The organism is Gammaproteobacteria bacterium, from assembly GCA_035546635.1.
GTDB lineage: Bacteria > Pseudomonadota > Gammaproteobacteria > JAURND01 > JAURND01 > DASZWJ01.
In genome coordinates this window covers 102,401-125,594 of the sequence record DASZWJ010000006.1, presented here as the reverse complement: position 1 = coordinate 125,594, position 23,194 = coordinate 102,401, and the positions used below count along the sequence as shown (strand labels likewise).

Sequence of the window (23,194 nt, the reverse complement as noted above, 5' to 3'; positions counted from 1 at the left end):
GCGCAGGCGGGAACCCATCCATGGCAGGCAAAAAAATTCATTAATTTTATCAAATGAAGCTCAATGGTTCTTTAAAAGGCTTGAGTGCCTGTTAAGGATGGGTTCCCGCCTGCGCGGGAATGACAACATCATTTTACTCACTCAAATGGTGTTTTTATCGATATTTCCCCACGCTCTTTGTGAGGTGGGGTGGCTCAGAATGACATTTACTGCTCGACCAGCATCGGAGTCGGTTGAAAATGTGCCTGGCGGAATAAAATACTAGAAAATTCTTCCTGGAAAGTATCGTAAGTGTTGGTCAAGCGCTCAACTGCATTATTAAAACGATTGTAAGCAATAACCGCGGGGATAGCGGCAAAAAGGCCCATGGCTGTAGCAACTAACGCTTCGGAAATGCCGGGAGCTACCATAGCAATGGTGGATTGTTGCACGCCGATTAATCCTTGGAAGGAAGTCATAATACCCCACACGGTACCGAATAATCCGACATAAGGACTGGTGGAGCCGACCGTGGCGAGGAATGATAAATGGCGTTCGAGTTTATCGGTTTCACGGCTGCTGGCGACGCGCATGGCACGCTCGACACCGGCCATGAGGGCTTCGGTGTTAACACCGGGGCGTTGGTGCAGGCGGCTGTATTCACGAAATCCGGCGTGGAAGATATGTTCTAATCCTTGTAATTCAATATTTCGGTTGGTTAAACCTTCGTAGAGTTTGCTTAAATCTGAGCCTGACCAGAATTGATCTTCGAAAGCGGTCACCGCTTTTTGTGCATTTTTTAGAAATATACCGCGCTGGAAAATGAAGGTCCAAGAAACAACGGATGCTGCGACTAAAAGTAGCATCACACATTTAACGACGATTCCGGCATCGGCGACGAAACTCCATAAGGAAGGATTGGTTGTCATTTTACATTACCCCTAGTTTTCATACAGTTGAAAATTGTAAACCAAAATGTTGATAGGCTTGTTTAGTAGCGATGCGGCCGCGAGGTGTGCGTTGTATGAAACCCTGCTGTATTAAATAAGGTTCCAGCACATCTTCTATGGTATCTGCCGGTTCACCGATTGCAGCTGATAAAGTATCAAGGCCAACTGGGCCGCCGTCAAATTTTTCAATAACGGTTAATAATAACCTGCGATCCATAGGATCGAAACCATTAATATCCACATCGATTAAATTTAATGCTTGTTCGGCGATGTTTTTATTGATGGTTCCATCGGATTTAACTTCAGCATAATCCCGCACCCGACGCAGCAGGCGGTTGGCAATGCGAGGCGTGCCGCGGGAGCGTTTGGCAATTTCTTGTGACCCTGGCACATCCATTTTAACGGCTAAAATTTGTGCGCTGCGTTGTACAATAGTCGTTAAATCAGCGACCTGATAGAACTCCAGGCGTTGCACAATACCAAAGCGGTCGCGTAATGGTGAGGTTAATAATCCCGCCCGGGTGGTTGCTCCGACTAAGGTGAAGGGTGGTAAATCTAATTTGATGGAGCGGGCGGAAGGACCCTCGCCTATCATGATGTCTAACTGATAATCTTCAAGGGCTGGGTATAAAACTTCTTCAATTACCGGGCTTAGGCGGTGAATTTCGTCGATAAATAGGACATCGTGCGCTGAAAGGTTGGTGAGTAGTGCGGCTAAGTCACCGGCTTTTTCTAGTACTGGACCTGAAGTTTGTTTTAAACCTACGCCCATTTCAGTGGCGATAATATGTGCCAATGTGGTTTTGCCTAATCCAGGTGGTCCAAAAATCAATACGTGATCTAAAGCTTCTGTACGGCCGCGTGCTGCTTGGATAAAGATTTCCAATTGTTGGCAAACGGCGGGCTGGCCTATGTAATCACGTAGATATTTAGGGCGAATGGCGCGGTCAAAGGGCGCATCATCGCCGAAACTTTGGGGACTTATCAAACGTTCAGCCTGGATCATGGCGGCTTCCTTTTATCATGCCGCGTAGGGCGTGGCGTATGATTTCTTCGCTGAGTTGATGTTGTTTCTCAACTTGTGACACGGCTTGGCGTGCTTCATTGGGTTTGTAGCCGAGTGCCACTAAGGCGCTGATAGCTTCTTGGGTGGCTTTGTTGCTGGTGTATGCGGCAGGCTCTGGGCTTATGGGTTCTAGAGAATCTGGTTTCCAATCTTGCAGGCGGTCGCGCATTTCGATGATGAGACGTTCTGCCGTTTTTTTACCGATGCCGGGGATGCGGATTAGGCTATCGGTATCGTTGTGCATTACGCAGTTTACAAAACTATCGGGTTCTATGCCGGAGAGTATGGCTAGCGCCATTTTGGGACCAACGGAGCTGACTTTAATCAGGCTGCGAAAGAGTCTGCGTTCGTGTTCTCTGGCAAAACCATAGAGTAGATGGGCATCATCGCGTACCACCAGGTGGGTGTGTAAGATCACTTCTTGGCCGATATCAGGTAGGCGGTAGAAGGTGAACATGGGGGCGTCTAATTCATAGGCGACACCTGCGACATCGACTAGGAGTGAGGGAGGGGTTTTTTCTAGTAGTGTGCCTTTTATTCTGCCGATCATGGGATTACCTGGGGATTTTTATCCAAAATTCTTTTCGTCTTGGCCACAATCTTTTCTCCCAAGTTCTCACCCCCTTTTTCAAAGGGGGTGAGATTTCAGGGGTGCCTGAAAGAAAATTCATCAAACACTTTCTGCTACATAAGAACGCAAGCGGCGCATCGTTAGATTAGTTTGCTGTGTTTGGGCATGGCAAATGGCAATGGCCAAAGCATCGGCAGCGTCTGAGCCTGGTGCCTGTGGTAGGTTGAGTAATAGCTTCACCATGTGCTGTACCTGTTCTTTTTGTGCTGCGCCATATCCTACCACAGCTTGTTTAATGGCGCGGGCAGAATATTCTGCAACGCTTAAACCTTGGGTGGCCATGGCGACGATGGCGGCGCCGCGTGCCTGGCCTAATTTTAGGGCGGAATTGGCATTCTTTGCCATAAAAACTTGCTCGATGGCGGCGTGCATGGGTTGGTATTGTTGCACTATTTTGCTGACGCCGTGAAAGATTTGCGCCAAACGTTCGCCGATTGCTTCATTTAGAGTTTTTACTGTGCCACTAGCGATATAAATGTGTTTTTGTCCGTCGCTTTGGATGACCCCATAGCCGGTGATCCGGGAACCTGGGTCTATGCCGATGATGGTGTGCAACATGGTGTTTCCTTTCAGCTGCGAGGAAATAAAGTTATAACAATAATTCTTCTGGTATATCCGCATTGGAATAGACATTCTGCACATCATCTAAATCTTCTAACATATCTTGTAGGCGTAGCATTTTTTCTGCGTTGTCTTTGTCTAGTGCAACTTCTGTGTTGGCGATGAAGGTTACTTCGGCATTGGCAGGTTCTAATTTGGCTTTTAGCATCGCATCTTTTACCGCCGCGAATTGTGTGGGCGTGGTGTAAACATCGATGCTTTTATCAGCATTGGTTACCACATCTTCTGCACCGGCTTCGAGAGCAGTTTCCATGATGCGATTTTCATCAGAACCAGGAGCGAAGCTCAATACGCCGCGTTCGGTGAATAGGTAAGCGACAGAACCTTCAGTGCCTAAATTGCCGCCGCATTTGCTGAAGGCGTGTCGTACTTCAGAGACGGTGCGGTTGCGGTTGTCGGATAGACAATCGACAATAACGGCTACACCACCTGGACCATAACCTTCATAACGAATTTCAAATAGATCATTACTTTCTGCACTGCCCGCGCCTTTTTTGCGTGCTCGTTCAATAGTGTCTTTGGGCATGTTTTGAGCCAGCGCTTTGTCTATGGCTAGGCGCAGTCTGGAGTTGGCGTCGGGATCGCCGCCGCCCATGCGCGCCGCAATGGTAATTTCCCGGATTAATTTGGTAAATATCTTACCGCGTTTGCTGTCTTGGGCTTTTTTGCGGTGTTGGATATTCGCCCATTTACTATGTCCAGCCATTTATAACCTCAGAGAGTTTTTTTTATGACGCGTATATTCAATTCGCGCAATTGTGCTTCACCGACAGGTGCTGGGGCGTGGGTGAGGGGGCATTGAGCGGATTGGGTTTTGGGGAATGCAATTACGTCGCGGATGGAAGTGCCGCCGGTCATTAACATGACCATTCTATCCAACCCGAAGGCGACACCGCCATGGGGCGGACAGCCATAGCGAAAGGCGGTTAGCAGGTGGCTGAATTTTTCTTCGGCTTCCTGTTCACTGATGCCAAGGATGCGAAATACGGTACGCTGCATATCGGCATTATGAATGCGGATAGAGCCACCGCCTAGTTCTGTGCCATTTAATACCAAGTCATAGGCGCGAGATGGTGCAGCGCCTGGATCTTTCTTTAGTGCTTCGGGGTCTTGTATTGCAGGCGAAGTAAAAGGATGATGCAGTGATTGCCAGCGATGTTCTTTGTCATCCCATTCAAACATTGGGAAATCAACAACCCATAAAAAACGCCAACCCTCTTCCAGCAAACCTCGATCTTGGCCGAGTTTGATGCGCAAAGCGCCTAAGCTTTCCGTCACTATTTTGGCGCTGTCGGCACCGAAAAATAAGATATCGCCGTTTTCTGCTTGCGCGCGGTCTAAAATTTTAGCGACAACTTCTTCAGGCAAAAATTTAAGAATCGGTGATTGCAGGCCGGTAATGCCAGCTTGTCGATCGTTGACTTTGATGTAAGCCAGTCCTTTAGCGCCATAAATCGCTACCAGATGCGTGTAATCATCGATTTCTTTGCGCGAAAGATCAGCGCCATTAGGTAAGCGTAACACCGTTACTCGGCTTTTGGGGTCATTGGCCGGTTGCGAGAAGACTTTGAATTCCACATCGCGTACCAGGTCAGCAATATCGACTAGCTCCAGCGGAATACGTAAATCGGGTTTATCGCTGCCGAAACGACGCATGGCTTCGGCATAGGTCATGCGGGGAAAATGATTGGGTAATTCCACCTGCAACACATCCATAAATATGCGCTGCATTAATTTTTCAATTAAGGTTTGTATGGTGGGCTCGTCTATGAAAGACATTTCCATATCGAGCTGTGTGAATTCCGGTTGGCGGTCAGCGCGCAAATCTTCATCGCGAAAACAGCGGACAATTTGATAGTAGCGATCCATGCCGGCGACCATGAGTAGTTGTTTGAAAATTTGCGGTGATTGCGGCAAGGCATAAAAGTGACCGGCGTGCACGCGGCTTGGGACTAAATAATCACGCGCGCCTTCGGGGGTGGCTTTGGTCAGCATGGGGGTTTCGATTTCGAGGAAACCATTTTCCTGTAGGAAGTTGCGTATGCTGTGGTTAACTTGGGCACGAAAGCGCATACGGTCAGACATTTCCGCACGGCGTAGATCGAGGTAACGAAATTGTAAGCGTGTGTCTTCATTGACTTCACTGTATTCATCAATGCGGAAGGGTGGAGGTTCTGCAGTGTTTAAAATAGCGATCTCATCGGCGATGACTTCGACTTTACCGCTAGGTAATTTTTCGTTGATGGTGCCGGTGGGGCGGTGTTGTACTCTACCCTTTACCATGACGACGTATTCACTGCGTATGCTTTCAGCAATTTTAAATTGATCGACTTGTTCGGGATTAAAAACGACTTGTACTCGGCCTTCGCGGTCACGCAGGTCAAGGAATATTAAGCCGCCATGATCGCGACGGCGGTGTACCCATCCATAGAGTTTGACGGTTTCATTGATGAGGGATTCGTTTATTTGTCCACAGTAATGGCTGCGCATAAGTTTCTCGGGTTGTTAACGTAATTTTTAGGTGAAATCTATCAAAGAATGGGTGGGCTGTCATTGCCCTTATTTGCCAACGAGCCTATGGCACTCTAATAGCATTTCTTTAACACTGACATTGGGTGATAGATGTAGCAGATAATCAACAGTGCTGACGATATCATCGACGCTCATCATATCTTCTTTGGGCGTAGTCGTATCGGCAGTCATGGGTGTATTCACCCAGCCGGGGCAGATGGCGGTGACGTGGATTCCCAAAGGCGCTAATTCTTTATACAGTGCTTCGTTTAAGCCGATAACCCCGAATTTTGAAGCGGCATATCCACCTAATGGGGCTCGGGCTTTTTTGCCGGCACGGGAAGCGATGTTAATAATTCGGCCGGAGCCTTGCTGTTTCATGTAAGGGGTCACCGTATGCACCAGATTGAAAACGCCGACTAGGTTAGTTTGCAGCATGGTTAAAAATGCTTCTGGCGCCAGTTCTGATGTGCCACGGATAGCAATGCCGGCATTGTTTATCAGCAAATCAATATGAGCGTGTTTTTGTGCAAACTGGTCAACAGCGTGTTTGACTTGTTGATGGTCTGCCACATCAAGGGGTGCAAGCATGTGGTTAGCGCCGAGTTTGATTTTTATCGCTTCTAACTTTTCTTTATTGCGAGCGATTAACAGCAATTCATAATCTTTTTTAGCTAGATATGCGGCAAGTGCTAATCCTATGCCGCTAGTAGCGCCGGTGATAATTGCAATTTTTTTATTCATTAAGTGTCCTTGGGTGGTTTTTTTTCAGTAGTAGGGGGTGATGTTTCTGTTTTAGCATCAGATTTTTTGTTCTCGCTTTCTGTTTTAGATTCGTGGGTTGTGGCTTTGGGTGGTGTTTTGTAATCAGTTGCGTACCAGCCGCCGCCTTTGAGTTGAAAGCCTGCGGCGGATATTTTTTTGGCAAGTCCGGGTTTGCCGCATTTTGGGCAATCGGTTAAGGGTGAATCGCTGACTTTTTGTAATGCTTCTAATTCATGTCCGCAGAGTTGGCATTGGTATTCATAAATAGGCATAAACTGCTTTGCTCCTGGGTGGTCTGCTTTTAGAATGTATGTGGGAATCGCCGTTATTTGCGGCAGGGGAAATATGTTAACGTTTTTATGCGCAGGAAACTATATGCATGCACCAAAAACAGTGTTAATAACGGGTTGTTCTTCTGGTATTGGCTTTTGTGCGGCAAATCAGTTGCACCAACGTGGTTATCGTGTTTTTGCTGGCGTGCGCAAGGCACAAGATAAAACTCGCTTGGAAGCTCTAGGTTTGAAGGCGATATTATTGGATTTGAATGACTCCAATTCTATACAGCTGGGATTGGAATCAGTGTTGATGCAAACGGGGGGAACATTGGATGCGTTGATTAATAATGCGGGTTTTGGGCAGCCGGGGGCTGTGGAAGATATTAGCCGCGAAGCTTTGCGTGCGCAATTTGAGGCAAATGTGTTTGGATTGCAGGAGCTGACTAATCTTGTGATACCGGTAATGCGCCGGCAAGGTTATGGTCGGGTTGTCAATATCAGTTCTATTTTGGGCTTAGTGGCTATGGCTTATCGTGGAGCTTATTGTGCTTCTAAATTTGCGTTGGAGGCTTTGACGGATAGTCTGCGTTTAGAATTGCTAGGATCTGGAATAGCTGTGTCACTTGTGGAGCCGGGTCCGGTTGCAACTGCGTTCCGTGATAGTGCGCGGGTAGCTTATGAACAGAATGTTTCGGTGGGACAAAGCAGTCATCATAGGCAGTATGTTAATTTGTTAAATAATATGGAAGAGTTCAAGGCACAATCGCGTTTTACTTTAACGCCTGAAGCGGTGGTGAAGAAGCTGGTGCATGCTTTGGAAAGTTCGCGTCCTAGAATCCGTTATTATGTGACGTTGCCGGCTTATGGATTGATGTTATTGAAGCGTCTGTTGCCGGGGCGTTGGTTGGATGTGTTGTTGCGGCAAGTTGCGAAGCGGGAAACCAGTGGGTTGCCTCCCTCCTGACTAGATTTGCTCATTTAATTAGTCGTTGGTGCTAAACTTAAGGTGTGTCATTCCCGCGAAGGCGGGAACCCATCATTAACAGGCACTCAAGCCTTTTAAAGAACTATTAAACTTCATTTTGATAAAATTAATGAATTTTTCTGCCTGTCATGGATGGGTTCCCGCCTTCGCGGGAATGACAGGGTCTTTTTTTAATTTTACACCAGTGACTAAATTAGAGTGGAAAAAATGACTTATTATTTAACTGTTTTACTTGTGATAACACCGATATTCTCTATCATTGCTCTTTTTTTGATGGCGATGTTATTTAGGAAATACGCTGGTTGCGAAGTGCAGTTGAAGAAATTACAACATACTGCAATTGAAAGTGATAAAGCATTGCAATCGTTTATGGTGCGGTTGGATGAACGTGGGCGTTATCATCAGGATATGGCGGATAATGTATTGCGTCTACTTAACGATCAACAACGTGCACGGCAAGAGGAACGCGCGCGCTTTGATGAGCATCAGATCAATAATTTGAAAACGCTACAGGAAAGTTTACAAAATGGTATGACCAGTGTGCGGCAGCAGGTGACTGAAGCGCTGACTTATCATGGTGAATCATTAAACCAGCGCGTGGAAAAGCTCACTTTAGCTACGGATCAACGCTTGAAGGAGATTAGCAGCCAGGTTGAGAAAAGATTGTCTGAAGGTTTTGAAAAAACCACGGCGACTTTTGCTGATGTGGTAAAGCGTTTGGCGTTAATTGATGAGGCGCAGAAAAAAATAACTGAGCTTTCTAGCAATGTGGTGGGTTTGCAGGAGATTTTAGGGGATAAGAAGTCGCGGGGTGCGTTTGGTGAGGTGCAGTTGATGGGGTTGATTCGCAATATGTTGCCCGAAAAATGTTTTGCTTTTCAGCATACGTTATCCAATGATAAACGTGTGGATTGTATGTTGTTTTTACCAGAACCTACCGGCAATGTAGTAATAGATGCGAAGTTTCCACTGGAAAGTTACCGGCAGCTCACCAATCCTATTTCCGAGGTGGAGCGTAAAGCGGTGGAGCAGAATTTCCGCCGCGATATACGCACACATATTCAGCACATCGCGAGTAAATATATTGTACCGGGAGAAACAGCGGATGGGGCGATGATGTTTATTCCGGCAGAGGCGATTTTTGCAGAGATACATGCACATTATCCTGATTTGGTGGAAATTGCTCAGAAGGCGCGGGTGTGGATGGTGTCGCCGACGACGATGATGGCGATTTTAACGACGACTCGGGCAGTGTTAAAAGATGCAGCTACGCGTAAGCAGGTGCATATTATTCAAGAACACTTGGTGATGTTGAATAAAGATTTTCAACGTTTTCAGAAGCGTATGGAGAAGTTGGCGGTGCATATTAAGCAGGCGCACGAGGATGTGGAGGATGTGCATACTTCATCAAAGAAGATTAGTCAGCGGTTTAGTCGTATTGAAAAGGTGGAGCTGGAGGGACACGAGACACCGTTGCTGGAGAGCATGGAGGTTGAGGAAGATTCACCCCTTTAGAAAAAGGGGGGTGATTAGACCTCAAACTCGGAAAAAATTCCTTCCGTAATCCACTGTCTCAATGTTTCAGCTGCGAAGCTAACTACCTTGTCTTCTGTTAGCCAATCGCAAAGGCCGGCGCAGATTTCGGAAAATGTCTGGCCTGATTGCATCGCTTCCAGCATCCATAATTGTTCAGGACTCGCTGTGCAAAAATGAGATTTTAGATTAAAACGCCACATTATCCAGGTGACGGGTTTTTCTTCTGGTTCTAGGACAGGGTGCTCAGTTTTGTTACTTAGGGCTTGCCATAATTTAGGCGTGGGGTAGAAATAATTTAGCTGACGCAGTGAAGGGTGCAGTGTTAGTTTTAAATTAGCCCAGGCGTCTGGATCTAGTGCTGCCATTTGCTCAAATGTTAGCTGGGGTGCGTCTTTTGCATCTAAAGTTTGACCTAAAGCCCATTCAAAATCAGCGAGCTCAGCTAGAACGGGTGTGGCTTCTGGATGGGTAGTAAGGAATTGACTGAAATGGCGCCCAAAAAACCGCACAGAAAAATGGTTGGAAGGATAGCTATGAATATAATCTCTGCCCAGTCTTTCAAATAATTCTTCACCAACAAAGACTTTGAGCATGGCAAAATTTAAACTTAAGACTTCTAACAAGCGTAATGAATAAGCGGCGTGGTAAACATCCAGGCGGGTTTGTTTGAAAGCAGCATCAAGACCTTGGATGCTGTGTTCTATCAAAGCATTGTCTTTATCTAGCACATAATTTTGGAAGTTTTCGATGGTTTCGCGCAGGGAGTTTGTGCTCATACCGCGGCCTCTTTCTCTTGGATTAACACACAATCGCCTAAAGTTTGTTGTGCGATGGATTTGGCGTGTTCCAGTTCTAACATTAATTCAGATAGAGGCGGTATGTGATCGTCACGCTCAATCAGTGTGGATACAGGACCAAAGCGTTTAAGCGCGGTAGCGTATAAAGACCAAACTTGATCGATGATGTCGTGGTCGTGGGTGTCGACGATGTGGGTTTCTAGATTTAAATGGCCTGCTAAGTGAAATTGTTGCACTCGGTTTGCAGGCACACCATTGATGAATTCTTCGGGATTAAATCCGTGATTAAAAGCACTGACGTAAATATTATTTACATCCAGGAGCAGTAGACAGTCAGCTTGCTCGGCAATGGCGCTGATGAATTCCCACTCACTCATGACGGAGTGATTGTAAGTAATATAGCTGGAAACATTTTCCAACAAAATTTGTCGGCCTAGATAATCTTGTACTTGTGAAATGCGTGTGACTAGATGTTTTACTGCTTCTTCGGTGTAGGGTAAAGGCATGAGATCATGGAGGTTGACGCCATTAACGCCAGTCCAGCATAAATGGTCGGAGATCCATTTGGGTTGAACACGGTCTGCCAGTTGTTTGAGTTGTTTTAAATAATCGTTGTCCAGAGCATCGGGGCTGCCAATGGATAAGGAGACGCCGTGTATGACGATAGGATACAGTTCAGCTACGCGATCGAGGAAATATAGCGCATTACCGCCGGGAATTAAATAATCTTCAGTGATGGCTTCAAACCAATCAATGGGTGGTTTGGTATCGAGTATTGAACGATAGTGAGTAGGACGCAGGCCTAATCCAAAACCAAGGTAGGGGAGTTTGTGCATGATTGGCGCTCTACTCGTCAGAATTAGAAAAAAATTTATTGGCGAGCGTTTCCTAGGAGACAAAAGCCGGATACCTGTGGGAATCCGGCTTTAACCAGTCCTAGCCTCAATGCTACGCGGAGGCTATTATTGCTGTTGCTCGCTTCCTTGAACACTGCTAGTGGTGGTAGTTGTGGTTACCACTTTATGCTTGTGGCGTACGGTTTTGCATTTGCTGTAGCCTTTGCAAACCTGAGCAGGTTGAGCATAGCTAGCGCAATTGTTTGGCAGGTTTTGTGGAGTTGCAGCACCAGATTGTTGGCTGGCACAACCGGTTAAGGCAAAAGCAACACCGACAGCGGAAGCAAGAACTACACCTGCTTTAGAAATTTTACTCATAATTTAATTCCCTCATTGTTGTTGATAGAAATCCAGTGGATAGAGATCCAATTAAGGATTACCAAACAGTTCTATCTAATACTCCTCTACAGAGCATGAATTACAAGAATTGCTAACGCGCAGGATAGCACTTCCTATACCCCTGTTTGGCACCTGCGTAATTTAGACTCATATTTAGCAGAAATGCAAGTCTCAAATGATAAAAATAACGTTTTTGACGCGATTTTTTTGAAATTGTGGGGGTGGGGGTGAAAATTTTTTGTTGTCTGCTTAAAAATCTTTAGTTAGTTGCTGGCGCGAAACTCAAGCCTGTCATTCCCGCGCAGGCGGGAACCTATCCATCCGTGAGCAATTTTTATATTTTTTTGGCTGATTCGATACTTGTATACTGATGAATCATCAAAAGCCATGGATAGATGGGTTCCCGCCTGCGCGGGAATGACACTATTTTTATATTTCGCGCCAGCAACAAGTTAACTAACTTGCACCAAATCCATCAATTCACGCACCGCGACCACCAACATAGCATATTCTGGTGTGGGGTTGGCCTTAATTTCAGTGAATATGGTTTCCCAGCGTTCAACCATGATGTGATTCGTTTCCAGCCACGCTTCCACTAAACTCACAGGATCTTTGTTTTTGGATTTCTGTTTTAACACCGCTTGCATTAAGGCGCGTTGTAGCCAATCCAAATCACTTTTAACTGCTGAGCGTGCCAGTACCGTCCAGCGACTGTCAAAAGGATATTTATTAATGGTTTCGCGGAATTCATTCAGACCTAAACGATCTGCTAGGTTGAAATAAATTTTGGCAGCTTTTTTCAGGTCTATTTGCTTTTCAGTGGCAGCTTCAATGATATTCAAAGCCGAACTTAATGCTTTGGCATTGGCAACTTGAATGGCTATGGCTTCTGGGACGCCGGCCTCGATCATTGCTTGAGATTTTTCTTCCAGCATAGATTTTTCCGTGCTGGTTAGAAGGCTGCCCAAATTTTTTTTCAAGGTGGTAACCCCACTTGCAAAATGTGCAATAGTTGCTTTTATATCAAGTTTTGGGCGCAAATTACGCAGAAACCAGCGGACTTGGCGGCGTATCAGTTGTACCAGTTCTAAAATCATTTCCACCTGCAAAGTCACTTTAATGTTTAATGACTCAATGGTTTCTCTTAAGTCACGTAAATTAAAAATTTCTTTGGAGATAATATAAGCGCGCACGATATCGATGGTGTCGGCTCGGGTTTCATCATGCATTTGATAGACGAAGGTAATGCCCATATCGTTGATGAGTGTATTGCTCAATTGAGTGGCAATAATTTCTCGTCGCAAACGGTGTTGGTTTAAGGCTTCGCCATAACGCTTCCTAAGTATTTGTGGGAAGGCGTGTTGGATATATTGGTTTAAATAGTCCTCATCAGCTAGATCAGAGTCGATAATTTCCGCCTTGAGGATATTTTTGCTGTAAGCCAATAATACGGCAATTTCAGGACGAGTGAAGCCTTTGCCATTGGCTTTGCGGGTCACTAAGGTTTCATCGCTGGGTAAATATTCTAGTTCGCGGTCTAGTTTCCCCTCTTTGACCATTTCTTTAATATAACGAGAATATAAATCCAGATAGTGCAATGACAAATCCGTATTAATGCTCAGCGCGCGTACTTGGCGATAATTGTCGTGTAGTACCAGCTGTGCCACTTCATCAGTCATTTTTGCCAGTAAAATATTGCGGTTTTTTTCCGTTAATTCACCTTGGCTGACGATATGGTTCAGCAGAATTTTGATATTGACTTCGTGGTCGGAGCAATCAACGCCGCCGGAATTATCAATAAAATCTGTATTGATGCAACCACCATTTAATTCATACTCAATGCGTCCGAGTTGTGTCAGGCCTAAATTTCCGCCTTCGCAGACTACGCGGCACTTAAGTTCATCACCATTGACACGTACGCCATCATTGGAGCGATCCCCTGCATCGAGGTGGGTTTCTGTGCTGGCTTTGACATAGGTGCCAATACCACCATTCCATAGTAAATCTACCGGTGCTTTTAATAATGTTTGCACTAGGTCATTAGGCGCAATTTGATCTTTTTTAATATTCAGTAATTTTTTGATTTCAGGAGAGAGTTTGATGGTTTTAACAGAGCGTTTGAATACGCCACCACCTGTTGAAATCAACGCTTCATTATAATCTTCCCAAGTAGAGCGAGGTAAATTGAACAAACGTTGTCTTTCAACAAAACTGATAGCCGGATCGGGATCAGGATCAAGAAAAATGTGAGTGCCATTGAATGCGCCCACCAATTTGATTTGTTTAGATTGCAACATGCCGTTGCCAAAGACATCGCCACTCATATCACCAATACCAACCACGGTGAATGGATGATTGTCTATGTCTATTTCTAATTCCTGGAAATGGCGCTTGACGGATTCCCATGCGCCACGGGCAGTGATGCCTATTTTCTTGTGGTCATAGCCTGCTGAGCCGCCAGAGGCAAAGGCGTCGCCTAACCAAAATTGGTATTGTAACGAAATTGCATTGGCGATATCTGAGAAAGTTGCCGTGCCCTTATCTGCAGCGACGACTAAGTAAGGATCAGAATCATCATAACAAACGGTATTTGCAGGAGGAATAATCGTATGGTCTTGCATATTGTCAGTTAAGTCTAAAAGACCACGAATGAAATCTTGGTAGCAGTGAATGCCTTCTTGCAAAATCTGTTCTCTATCACCATCAGTCGGTAGCAATTTCGGTATAAATCCGCCTTTAGAGCCGGCCGGTACGATGATGGCATTTTTGACTTGTTGGGCTTTCATCAAGCCTAACACTTCGCGACGAAAATCTTCACGGCGATCAGACCAGCGGATACCACCGCGTGCGACTTTGCCGGCGCGTAAATGTATGCCTTCTAAGCGTGGAGAATACACAAATATTTCATGAGCGGGTTTAGGTAATGGCAGATCGTGTATCAGGTCGGGATTAAATTTAAACGATAGGTAAGGTTTGGTATCACCTAGTGCATCATTTTGAAAATAATTGACGCGTACCATCGCGTGAATAAGGTTTAAGTACATGCGCAGGATGCGGTCTTCATCGAGATTGGCGACTCCTTCCAAGGCTTGGGTGATTTTTTCCGATAGCTCAAGTAATGCCGTTGTAGTTTTTCCCGACTGCTGAGCAGGATCAAATTTTTCAAAAAACATCTGTATCAGTAATTGGGTAACTTCGGGATTTCGAGCCAAGGTGGCTTCCATATATTCTTGACTGAAAGTGAAGCCAATTTGCTTTAGGTATTTAGCAAAAGCGCGAAGCAGAGCTGTTTCTCGCCAGTTTAAATGTGAAAGTAATACCAAGGAGTTAAAACCATCATGTTCGGCCTCGTAGTTCCAAATTTTTTTAAAGGCTTCCTGAAAGTTTTCGCGGTTTTCATCGATATTTAACTCACCGCCGGAATAACGCATGCTGAAATCGTTAATCCAGACTGAACGCCCATGGTTAAATTGGAGTTGATAAGGTTGCTCACCGATGACGCGTAAGCCCATCTTTTCCAAGATGGGGATGGCATCAGATAAGGGAATGGTGGTTTGGGGATGAAATAGTTTGAAATGGATTAAATCATCTGTACGCTGTGACTGGTATAAGCTCATTTCCAGATTGTTTTCAGCGTTAAGTTTTTCGATGTGTTCTATATCGAAAACTGCGCTTTGTGGTGAGAAGGCTTCTTTATAAGCTGCTGGGAAGGCTCGATAGTAGCTGGCATACAGTGCATTGCCTTTTTCTTCGCCAAAATAGGCAATCAGTTGTTCGTGCAGTCCGTCTTTCCAAGAGCGCCCAGCTTCAATCAGGCGGCGTTCAATGGCGCTTAAATCATAACTGCGTGGTTGTTTGGGATTAATGCGGATAGTGTAATGGATGCGTGCGAGGATAGAATCAAAAAAACGCGTTTCGTAGGAAATTTCTATTGCTGAGAAAGATTCCTGCAAGATTTCCTGCATGCGAGCACCTAATTCCACATTAAAATCATCGCGCGGCACGTAAACCAAACAAGAGATGAAGCGTCCATAGATGTCTTTTCTGACAAACAAGCGAATGCAGCGGCGGTCTTGCAGTTCCAAAATACCCAGACTTAAATCATATAATTCTTTGGGTGTTGAGTGAAATAAGTCATCGCGGGGTAAGGTTTCTAAAATGTGTGCCAGCGCTTTATGGGCATGGCCTTTGGGTGGCAGGCCGGAGCGTTTTAACACTTCAGATATTTTTAAGCGAATCAGGGGAAACGTACGCGGGCTGTCGTTATAGACATTACTGGTATATAGCCCGACGAACCAGCGCTCGCCGATGATAGCGCCTTTGGCATTGAAGCGTTTTACGCTGACAAAGTCCGTATAACGGTTGCCATGAACGGTGGAGCGGGTGTTGGTTTTTGCTAAAAGCAGTATTTGATTGGATAAACCGAGTTTTCGTGCCTCAGGGGTCAGATCTGCATAATAACGCAGCAATTTACTTTGGCTGGTTTCTCTTAGTACACCTAAACCGCTGTGTTTCACGAGTTTTAATGCTTCTTTTTGGCCATCCATCACGAAATCGTACAGGCGGTATCCCAGAAAAGTGAAATGGTTATCGAGTAGCCAGCGTAAGAAGGCTTTGGCTTCTTCAATGTCTTCAGTGGTAGCGGGCGGTTTAACGGCTTCCATCTCTTCTAGGGCTGAATAGACTTCGCCTTGTAATTTTTTCCAGTCCTGCACCGCGAGGCGAGCATCACCGATGACTCGGTCTAGGTTTTCACCTAATGCTTTTAGCACTTTGGGGTCGGTTTGCCGGTCGATTTCGATATAAATGGGGGCTTCGGTCAGGGCTTCGCTGTTGGATGAGTCGGGGGGAAGGATGCCGGTGATTTCATGTTTGGTATTGCGAAGAACTTTAATACCGCCTAGGTGGATTAGAAAATGCACGGCCAGGCCTTCGCGGTTGATTTCGGTGCATAAGGTATCAACTAGAAAGGGTTGGTCATCTAGGTTAAATTCTAATACAGTGTGGGTCGATTCCCAGCCATCGGTTTGTAAGGTGGGGTTGAAAATGCGGCGTTTGTACTCCCCTGTTTTGCGTTTATGCATGAGTTTCCACAGGGATAATGCTACACCGAATAGATCGCGTGTGGATCTTTGTGTCAGGTCATCGAGTGGGGCGTGGGAGAAACAGTATTCTATAAAGGGCTCAAAGGGGGTTATTTCTTTAGCGGTGAGTTTTTTTTGGGCATGCTTTATGACTTTTTGGATAATTTTTTTACGGTCTTGGGCAGCGTCTGACATAAGTTGACTCCATAGGTTTTAGCTTGCGGAAGCATAGCGTATATAATGGGAATTTGCATTAAGGGATATTTTGGAATAATAAGTTTTTAATAACCTCCCTTTCGTTAAACTGTCATCCTTCGCTTGCACTCAGGATGACAGTGAAAATTTATTCAGGGTCATACTATGTCAGAGGATATTTCACATAAATTAGTACTAGCCATTTCGTCGCGTGCCTTATTCAATTTGGATGAGAGTAATAATATTTTTGAGCAACAAGGGATTGAGGCGTATTCTCAGTATCAAATTGGGCATGAAAATGAGATTTTGTCGCCGGGGGTTGCGTTTCCTTTGGTGAAAAAATTTCTAAATCTTAATCGCATTGCGCCGATGGTGGAAATTATTTTGTTATCCAGAAATAGTGCGGATACCGGATTGCGGGTTTTTAATAGTATTCAGCATTATCAACTGGATATAACGCGGGCTGCATTTACCAATGGTGAAAGTCCTTATTTGTATGTGTCGGCTTTTGGTTCGCATTTATTTTTGTCAGCCAATCCTTTGGATGTGAGAAATGCGTTGGAGGCGGGTTGTGCGGCTGCGACTATTTTGCCTTCTCATGTTAATTTAGATGGTAATAAGTCAACGGAATTGCGTATTGCTTTTGATGGGGATGCGGTCATATTTTCTGATGATTCGGAGCGGGTTTATCAGGAAAACGGTTTGGAGTTTTTTGCTGAAACGGAAAAAAATGCAGCGCATCAACCGCTTTCGGGTGGGCCATTTAAGGGTTTTCTGGCGGCTTTGCATCAGTTGCAGAAAAAATTTCCCAAGGATTGTCCGGTGCGTACGGCGTTAGTGACGGCACGCTCGGCGCCGGCGCATGAGCGGGTTATCCGTACGTTACGTGCTTGGGATATTCGTATTGATGAGGCATTATTTTTGGGTGGTTTGGCAAAGGGTGATTTTTTGCGGGCTTTTGGTGCGGATATGTTTTTTGACGATCAGACGGGGCATTGTGATTCCGCGCGGGAATATGTGGCAACCGGGCATGTGCCGCATGGGGTTAGGAATGGGGGGTGAATTTCGGAGTTCTTCTCTAACAGCCCTAACTTCTTTCCTTCTCCCCTTGTGGGAGAAGGAAAAAGGTTATGGTTTGTTAGAGCAACTGCAATCCTTGATAAACCAGTCCAGTATAAACTTGCACCAAGCTAGCTCCCGCCGCCCGCATTGTTTGTATATCTTTCACACTCATAATGCCGCCGCAGCCGATGATGGGGATTTGGCCTTGTAAATGATGGCTTAGTTGCTGTACGACATTTAAAGATTTATCAAATAATGGCTTGCCGCTTAAGCCGCCGGTTTCATTGGCGTGCGGCAATTCGGTGACTCCTTCTCGTGACAGTGTGGTGTTGGTGGCGATTACGCCGTCTATTTTTTGTTGTAAAAATACAGTTGCCATGTCTTCAATAGCAGCATTATCTAAATCTGGAGCGATTTTTACCACGAGCGGGACGTATTTCTGATGCTGCTCTGCCAGATGGTGTTGCGCAGTTTTTAATGCGGTTAACAATTCAGTGAGGGCATTTGTATCTTGCAATTGTCGCAAGCCCTGGGTGTTTGGCGAAGAGATATTCACGGTGATGTAGCTGGCATGTGCATACACACGCTCAAGGCAAAACAGATAATCTTGCGCGGCTTGCTCAAGTGGTGTGTCAAAATTTTTACCAATGTTAATGCCTAAAATACCTGAATATTTTGCTTGTTTAACTTGGTTGACTAGGTAGTCCACGCCTTGATTATTAAATCCCATACGATTGATTAGCGCTTGGGCTTTGGGTAGACGGAAGAGTCTGGGTTTAGGGTTGCCAGGTTGAGGACGTGGGGTAATGGTGCCTATTTCTATAAATCCAAATCCCAGAGGAGCTAGCGCATCAATGTAGTCGCCGTTTTTGTCGAAACCTGCGGCTAAGCCGATGGGGTTGGGGAATTGCAATCCCATGAGGGTGATGGGTTGTTGATGTTTGCGGCTGATGAGATGGCTAAGTCCGAGTTTCTGTAATAAGGCAAGAGTTTTTAAAGTAGTTTTATGGGCAGTTTCCGGTGGTAGCTGGAATAAGAGTGAGCGAAGGATGGGGTATAGCATAAACTTTCCATGGTAGGAGTTATTTGGTGTTAGAATCTTTGCATAATCTTCTTCTAAAATTCACCCCTCCCCTCCCACAAGGGGATTCCCTTCGGTCATAGACGGGAGTGGTAATTTCACAAGGAGATTATGTGCTAAATAGCTATCAACCCGGAGTATGAAATAATGTGGTCAGGACTGCAATGTGATTTAGATGAAACCATCCGCTTGCTGCGTGCAACGGTATATGATTTTGCCAAAAATGAAATCGCACCGCGCGCTGGAATCATCGATCAGACCAACGTGTTTCCAAGAGACTTGTGGCCAAAGCTTGGGGCAATGGGTTTACTGGGTATCACAGTGGCCCCCGAATATAATGGCTCTGATATGGGTTATCTAGCGCATGTCATTGCTATGGAAGAAATCAGCCGCGCTTCGGGAGCCATAGGTTTAAGCTATGGCGCACATTCCAATTTGTGTATTAATCAAATTCACCGTTTTGGGACTTCTGCCCAAAAACAACATTACTTGCCTAAACTGATTAGTGGTGAACATGTAGGCGCTTTGGCTATGAGTGAAGCCAATGCCGGTTCGGATGTGGTCAGCATGCAATTGGTTGCTGAGAAAAAAAGCGATCATTATCTGTTGAATGGCACCAAGATGTGGATCACCAATGGTCCTGATGCTGATACTTTTGTGGTCTATGCTAAAACCAATAAAGAAGCTAAATCCCACGGTATTAGCGCATTGATAGTCGAAAAATCTTTCAGCGGTTTTCATACAGCGCAAAAGCTCGATAAATTAGGTATGCGTGGCTCTAATACTTCGGAGCTGGTTTTTGAAAACTGCCAGGTGCCGCTGGAAAATGTATTGTATGCAGAAAATAAGGGCATTGAAGTATTAATGAGTGGTTTGGATTATGAGCGTGTCGTACTCTCCGGCGGACCTGTGGGAATTATGCAAGCCTGTATGGATGTGGTTTTGCCGTATACCAGTGACCGCAAACAGTTTGGGAAAGCCATAGGAGAATTTGAACTGATTCAGGGTAAGCTAGCGGATATGTATAACCATTTGAGTGCTAGCCGAGCTTATTTGTATCAGGTGGCGAGAAATTGTGATGCAGGTAAAGTCAATCGTAAAGAAGCGGCGGGTGTGATTTTATATTGTTCAGAACATGCAACGCGCATGGCGTTAGAAACCATTCAATGTTTAGGCGGCAATGGTTATATCAATGAATATCCCGCAGGCAGGCTATTGCGAGACGCTAAGTTGTATGAAATTGGTGCGGGGACGAATGAAATCCGTCGCATGTTAATCGGCAGAGCCTTATTTGAGGAAAATAAACATGGTTAATGATGACCCTATTGTGATTGTGTCTTGCGCCCGTACACCGATTGGGAATTTTCAGGGTGTGTTTAAAAACACGACGGCGCCGGAGTTGGGCGCTGTTGCGATCAAAGCGGCATTGGAGCGGGCACAACTTAAGCCAGAGATGATTCATGAGGTATTGATGGGATGTGTGTTACCGGCGGGTTTGGGTCAAGCGCCAGCGCGACAGGCCGCTTTGGGAGCCGGTCTTTTAAATAGTACGGGATGCACCACAGTGAACAAAATGTGCGGCTCGGGTATGAAGACGGTGATGTTGGCACATGATGCGTTGTTGGCGGATAGCGAGAATATCATTATCGCAGGGGGTATGGAGAGCATGACTCATGCGCCGTATTTATTACCTAAAGCGCGTGCCGGTTACCGATTAGGGCATCAAACGGTGGTCGATCATATGTTGTATGATGGTTTGGAAGATGCTTATCAAAAGGGCAGTTTAATGGGGGTGTTCGCGGAAGAATGTGCCGAGCAGTATTATTTTACGCGTGAGGCGCAAGATCAGTTTGCGATTACTTCTGTTCTGCGCGCCAAACAAGCACAAGTCGAAGGGAGTTTTGATGGAGAAATTGCACCGGTAGTTGTGACATCAAAACAAGGAGAAACGTTGATTAGTGCCGATGAAGGTCCAGGCAGTGCGCAAATTGAAAAAATTCCGCAATTGAAACCAGCATTTCGTAAAGATGGTACGGTGACGGCGGCTAATGCTTCTTCTATATCTGATGGCGCTGCGGCTTTGGTTTTGATGCGCCGTTCAGAAGCCGAACGCCTAGGTTTGACGCCCTTGGCAACTATGGTTGGCCATCAAACGCACGCGCAGGAGCCTAATCTGTTTACCACTGCCCCAATTGGCGCTATCCAGAAATTGTTGCGGGCTATTCATTGGTCAGTTGATGATGTGGATTTGTATGAGATTAATGAAGCGTTTGCTGTGGTGACTATGGCGGCTATGCATGATTTGCAGCTTCCGCATGAAAAGGTGAATGTGCATGGTGGCGCTTGCGTGTTAGGTCATCCGATTGGCGCATCGGGGGCGAGAATTTTGGTGACGTTGTTATATGCGTTGAAGAAATATGATTTAAAGCGAGGGGTGGCGGCATTGTGTATCGGAGGTGGAGAAGCAACGGCGGTTGCGGTAGAGCTGTGATCCTGAGCATGGCTAGGCGTTGTATCTATGTCCCCGCTCTATACAACCTTCCCCATAGGAAACTCACCTTAATGCTGTCGGTATTAATCAAAAAAACTCGTGTAGGAAACATGGTAATGCATTTTTTAGATGATTATGAATCATTCAAAGAAACACGCTATTTATTAAGTAATGAAGCGAATGCGAATCACCTCAGAAAATCCTTGCGCAGTTTGAAAGAAGGAAAATTACTTAAAAAAAGCTGTTTGAGTGATGAAACTGCATTGGCCTCAAAATCTCAGCCACAGGAAACCTATGACGACACTATCCTCCTCGATAAACCCACAAAGCACACTGTTTAAAGAAAATGCAGCGCACATGTCGCAACTCGTAATGGACTTGCGTGAAAAAGCCAGCGTCATTGCCCAAGGTGGCACAGAAGCAGCGCGTAAACGTCATCAAGCGCACGGTAAGCTTTTGCCGCGTGAACGCATTGAACAGTTGCTCGATCCTGGTTCGCCATTTTTAGAATTATCGCAGTTTGCTGGTTTGGCTATGTATGATGAGCCGGTGCCGGCAGGTGGCATTATTGCCGGCATTGGGCAGGTGATGGGGCAGGAGTGCATGATTGTGGCCAATGATGCCACGGTGAAAGGTGGCACATATTATCCCATCACGGTTAAAAAGCATTTGCGTGCGCAAGAGATTGCTGAAGTGAATCATTTGCCGTGTATTTATCTAGTGGATTCAGGTGGGGCATTTTTGCCGAAGCAGGATGAGGTGTTCCCTGATAAAGAGCATTTTGGACGGATTTTTTATAATCAGGCCAATATGTCAGCTAAGGGTATTGCGCAGATTGCCGTGGTCATGGGTTCTTGTACGGCGGGTGGTGCTTATGTGCCGGCGATGGCGGATATCGCGATTATGGTTAAAGAGCAGGCGACGATTTTTTTAGCTGGACCGCCATTAGTGAAAGCGGCTACGGGTGAGGTGGTGTCGGCGGAAGATTTAGGTGGCGCAGATGTGCATTGCCGTACTTCGGGTGTAGCAGATTATTATGCGCAAAATGATGCCGATGCTTTGCGATTGGCGCGGGAAGCAGTTGCAAATCTCAATCGCCGTAAAATTTTAACCCTCGCTACGCGTGCGAGTTTAGAACCGTTATATTCAGTAGAAGAAATTTATGGTGTCGTCAATGCCGATCCTAGGCAGCCTTATGATGTGCATGAGGTAATTGCGCGTCTTGTGGATGGCTCTGAGTTTGATGAATTCAAGGCGTTGTATGGCAGTACTTTAGTGTGCGGGTTTGCGCATATTTATGGTTATCCTGTGGGTATGGTTGCCAACAATGGCATTTTATTTTCAGAGTCGGCGCTAAAGGGTGCGCATTTCATACAGTTGTGTGCCAAGCGCAAAATTCCATTGGTGTTTTTGCAGAACATTACTGGATTTATGGTTGGGAAAAAATATGAAACCCGCGGCATTGCTAAAGATGGTGCTAAGCTGGTGACGGCTGTGGCGTGTTGCCAAGTGCCAAAATTCACGGTGATGATCGGTGGTAGTTTTGGTGCGGGAAATTATGCAATGGCGGGGCGGGCTTATAATCCACGGTTTTTATGGATGTGGCCGAATGCGCGGATTTCTGTTATGGGCGGGGAGCAGGCGGCGAATGTGTTGGCGCAAGTGAACCAAGAGAAGAAGACGCGGCTGGGTGAAGTGTATGATGCTAAAGCGGATGAAGCTTTTAAAGCCGAAATCCGTGCGCAGTATGAGACGCAAGGTCATCCGTATTATGCCAGTGCACGGCTTTGGGATGATGGCATTATTGATCCTGCCGATACGCGTAGGGTTTTGGGGTTGGGGATTTCGGCTGCGTTGAATAGTCCAATAGAGGAAACGGCTTGGGGGGTGTTTAGGATGTAGAGTAATTTTCCTTCTCCCCTTGTGGGAG

At 45.8% G+C, this 23,194-nt stretch carries 20 protein-coding genes; 7 read left to right on the top strand and 13 right to left on the bottom strand.

Annotation, left to right across the window (positions count from 1 at the left end; all coding sequences use genetic code 11):
* Positions 1-206: 206 nt before the first annotated feature.
* From tolQ to VHE99_01280, 8 genes are all read right to left on the bottom strand, one after another.
* On the bottom strand, positions 207-908 hold the full coding sequence (tolQ, locus tag VHE99_01315) for a protein TolQ (protein ID HVV67666.1): 702 nt from the start codon (positions 906-908) through the stop codon (positions 207-209).
* A 19-nt stretch (positions 909-927) separates the two neighbouring features.
* Positions 928-1,935 carry a Holliday junction branch migration DNA helicase RuvB gene (ruvB, locus tag VHE99_01310; GenBank protein HVV67665.1) on the bottom strand — a complete coding sequence of 336 codons (1,008 nt, stop codon included), beginning with the start codon at positions 1,933-1,935 and terminating at the stop codon, positions 928-930.
* Positions 1,922-2,545, bottom strand: coding sequence for a Holliday junction branch migration protein RuvA (gene ruvA / locus VHE99_01305; GenBank protein HVV67664.1), 624 nt, complete (start codon positions 2,543-2,545; stop codon positions 1,922-1,924). Before ruvA ends, ruvB begins: the two co-directional genes overlap by 14 nt.
* A 120-nt stretch (positions 2,546-2,665) precedes the next feature.
* Positions 2,666-3,181: a crossover junction endodeoxyribonuclease RuvC gene (gene ruvC, locus VHE99_01300; protein ID HVV67663.1), complete on the bottom strand. Its 516-nt coding sequence runs from the start codon at positions 3,179-3,181 to the stop codon at positions 2,666-2,668.
* 34 nt (positions 3,182-3,215) lie between these two features.
* Positions 3,216-3,953, bottom strand: a complete 738-nt coding sequence (locus VHE99_01295; protein HVV67662.1) for a YebC/PmpR family DNA-binding transcriptional regulator — start codon at positions 3,951-3,953, stop codon at positions 3,216-3,218.
* Between the two features lie 8 nt (positions 3,954-3,961).
* Positions 3,962-5,737, bottom strand: coding sequence for an aspartate--tRNA ligase (aspS, locus tag VHE99_01290; protein HVV67661.1), 1,776 nt, complete (start codon positions 5,735-5,737; stop codon positions 3,962-3,964).
* A gap of 69 nt (positions 5,738-5,806) precedes the next feature.
* Entirely contained in the window at positions 5,807-6,502 is a 696-nt protein-coding gene (locus VHE99_01285; protein HVV67660.1) for an SDR family oxidoreductase, read from the bottom strand.
* Positions 6,502-6,795, bottom strand: coding sequence for a zinc ribbon domain-containing protein (locus VHE99_01280; GenBank protein ID HVV67659.1), 294 nt, complete (start codon positions 6,793-6,795; stop codon positions 6,502-6,504). The genes VHE99_01285 and VHE99_01280 overlap by 1 nt, the downstream gene beginning before the upstream one ends.
* 103 nt (positions 6,796-6,898) lie before the next feature.
* Between VHE99_01280 and VHE99_01275 the strand changes: the two genes are divergently transcribed.
* Positions 6,899-7,762 carry an SDR family NAD(P)-dependent oxidoreductase gene (locus VHE99_01275; protein ID HVV67658.1) on the top strand — a complete coding sequence of 288 codons (864 nt, stop codon included), beginning with the start codon at positions 6,899-6,901 and terminating at the stop codon, positions 7,760-7,762.
* Between the two features lie 228 nt (positions 7,763-7,990).
* Positions 7,991-9,298, top strand: coding sequence for a DNA recombination protein RmuC (rmuC, locus tag VHE99_01270; protein ID HVV67657.1), 1,308 nt, complete (start codon positions 7,991-7,993; stop codon positions 9,296-9,298).
* Positions 9,299-9,312: 14 nt separating this feature from the next.
* Here the strand turns inward: rmuC and VHE99_01265 are convergent, their stop codons facing one another.
* The 4 genes from VHE99_01265 to VHE99_01250 all read right to left on the bottom strand — a co-directional run bounded on the left by VHE99_01265 (position 9,313) and on the right by VHE99_01250 (position 16,630).
* Positions 9,313-10,095: a DNA-binding domain-containing protein gene (locus VHE99_01265; GenBank protein HVV67656.1), complete on the bottom strand. Its 783-nt coding sequence runs from the start codon at positions 10,093-10,095 to the stop codon at positions 9,313-9,315.
* Positions 10,092-10,952, bottom strand: coding sequence for a DUF692 domain-containing protein (locus tag VHE99_01260; GenBank protein ID HVV67655.1), 861 nt, complete (start codon positions 10,950-10,952; stop codon positions 10,092-10,094). Before VHE99_01260 ends, VHE99_01265 begins: the two co-directional genes overlap by 4 nt.
* A gap of 126 nt (positions 10,953-11,078) precedes the next feature.
* Entirely contained in the window at positions 11,079-11,330 is a 252-nt protein-coding gene (locus VHE99_01255) for a hypothetical protein (GenBank protein ID HVV67654.1), read from the bottom strand.
* Between the two features lie 473 nt (positions 11,331-11,803).
* Positions 11,804-16,630 (bottom strand): NAD-glutamate dehydrogenase, encoded by a 4,827-nt coding sequence (locus VHE99_01250; GenBank protein HVV67653.1) that lies wholly within the window; start codon positions 16,628-16,630, stop codon positions 11,804-11,806.
* A 165-nt stretch (positions 16,631-16,795) separates the two neighbouring features.
* Between VHE99_01250 and VHE99_01245 the strand changes: the two genes are divergently transcribed.
* Positions 16,796-17,692, top strand: a complete 897-nt coding sequence (locus VHE99_01245; protein HVV67652.1) for a 5'-nucleotidase — start codon at positions 16,796-16,798, stop codon at positions 17,690-17,692.
* Between the two features lie 76 nt (positions 17,693-17,768).
* Here the strand turns inward: VHE99_01245 and VHE99_01240 are convergent, their stop codons facing one another.
* Positions 17,769-18,755 (bottom strand): quinone-dependent dihydroorotate dehydrogenase, encoded by a 987-nt coding sequence (locus VHE99_01240; protein ID HVV67651.1) that lies wholly within the window; start codon positions 18,753-18,755, stop codon positions 17,769-17,771.
* A 165-nt stretch (positions 18,756-18,920) separates the two neighbouring features.
* Here VHE99_01240 and VHE99_01235 point away from each other — a divergent pair, with 165 nt between their 5' ends.
* From VHE99_01235 to VHE99_01220, 4 genes are all read left to right on the top strand, one after another.
* Positions 18,921-20,087 carry an isovaleryl-CoA dehydrogenase gene (locus VHE99_01235; protein ID HVV67650.1) on the top strand — a complete coding sequence of 389 codons (1,167 nt, stop codon included), beginning with the start codon at positions 18,921-18,923 and terminating at the stop codon, positions 20,085-20,087.
* On the top strand, positions 20,080-21,264 hold the full coding sequence (locus VHE99_01230) for an acetyl-CoA C-acyltransferase (GenBank protein HVV67649.1): 1,185 nt from the start codon (positions 20,080-20,082) through the stop codon (positions 21,262-21,264). The genes VHE99_01235 and VHE99_01230 overlap by 8 nt, the downstream gene beginning before the upstream one ends.
* A gap of 116 nt (positions 21,265-21,380) precedes the next feature.
* The gene (locus tag VHE99_01225) at positions 21,381-21,605 is read left to right on the top strand and encodes a hypothetical protein (GenBank protein ID HVV67648.1); all 225 of its coding nucleotides are present in this window, start codon (positions 21,381-21,383) and stop codon (positions 21,603-21,605) included.
* On the top strand, positions 21,559-23,166 hold the full coding sequence (locus VHE99_01220; protein ID HVV67647.1) for a carboxyl transferase domain-containing protein: 1,608 nt from the start codon (positions 21,559-21,561) through the stop codon (positions 23,164-23,166). The genes VHE99_01225 and VHE99_01220 overlap by 47 nt, the downstream gene beginning before the upstream one ends.
* Positions 23,167-23,194 lie beyond the last annotated feature (28 nt).

Bases quoted from the DNA above. Each gene is read 5' to 3' on its own strand.
- tolQ (HVV67666.1), bottom strand. From the start codon at position 908: ATGACAACCAATCCTTCCTTATGGAGTTTCGTCGCCGATGCCGGAATC.
- ruvB (HVV67665.1), bottom strand. From the start codon at position 1,935: ATGATCCAGGCTGAACGTTTGATAAGTCCCCAAAGTTTCGGCGATGAT.
- ruvA (HVV67664.1), bottom strand. From the start codon at position 2,545: ATGATCGGCAGAATAAAAGGCACACTACTAGAAAAAACCCCTCCCTCA.
- VHE99_01295 (HVV67662.1), bottom strand. From the start codon at position 3,953: ATGGCTGGACATAGTAAATGGGCGAATATCCAACACCGCAAAAAAGCC.
- aspS (HVV67661.1), bottom strand. From the start codon at position 5,737: ATGCGCAGCCATTACTGTGGACAAATAAACGAATCCCTCATCAATGAA.
- VHE99_01285 (HVV67660.1), bottom strand. From the start codon at position 6,502: ATGAATAAAAAAATTGCAATTATCACCGGCGCTACTAGCGGCATAGGA.
- VHE99_01280 (HVV67659.1), bottom strand. From the start codon at position 6,795: ATGCCTATTTATGAATACCAATGCCAACTCTGCGGACATGAATTAGAA.
- VHE99_01275 (HVV67658.1), top strand. From the start codon at position 6,899: ATGCATGCACCAAAAACAGTGTTAATAACGGGTTGTTCTTCTGGTATT.
- rmuC (HVV67657.1), top strand. From the start codon at position 7,991: ATGACTTATTATTTAACTGTTTTACTTGTGATAACACCGATATTCTCT.
- VHE99_01265 (HVV67656.1), bottom strand. From the start codon at position 10,095: ATGAGCACAAACTCCCTGCGCGAAACCATCGAAAACTTCCAAAATTAT.
- VHE99_01260 (HVV67655.1), bottom strand. From the start codon at position 10,952: ATGCACAAACTCCCCTACCTTGGTTTTGGATTAGGCCTGCGTCCTACT.
- VHE99_01255 (HVV67654.1), bottom strand. From the start codon at position 11,330: ATGAGTAAAATTTCTAAAGCAGGTGTAGTTCTTGCTTCCGCTGTCGGT.
- VHE99_01250 (HVV67653.1), bottom strand. From the start codon at position 16,630: ATGTCAGACGCTGCCCAAGACCGTAAAAAAATTATCCAAAAAGTCATA.
- VHE99_01245 (HVV67652.1), top strand. From the start codon at position 16,796: ATGTCAGAGGATATTTCACATAAATTAGTACTAGCCATTTCGTCGCGT.
- VHE99_01240 (HVV67651.1), bottom strand. From the start codon at position 18,755: ATGCTATACCCCATCCTTCGCTCACTCTTATTCCAGCTACCACCGGAA.
- VHE99_01235 (HVV67650.1), top strand. From the start codon at position 18,921: ATGTGGTCAGGACTGCAATGTGATTTAGATGAAACCATCCGCTTGCTG.
- VHE99_01230 (HVV67649.1), top strand. From the start codon at position 20,080: ATGGTTAATGATGACCCTATTGTGATTGTGTCTTGCGCCCGTACACCG.
- VHE99_01225 (HVV67648.1), top strand. From the start codon at position 21,381: ATGCATTTTTTAGATGATTATGAATCATTCAAAGAAACACGCTATTTA.
- VHE99_01220 (HVV67647.1), top strand. From the start codon at position 21,559: ATGACGACACTATCCTCCTCGATAAACCCACAAAGCACACTGTTTAAA.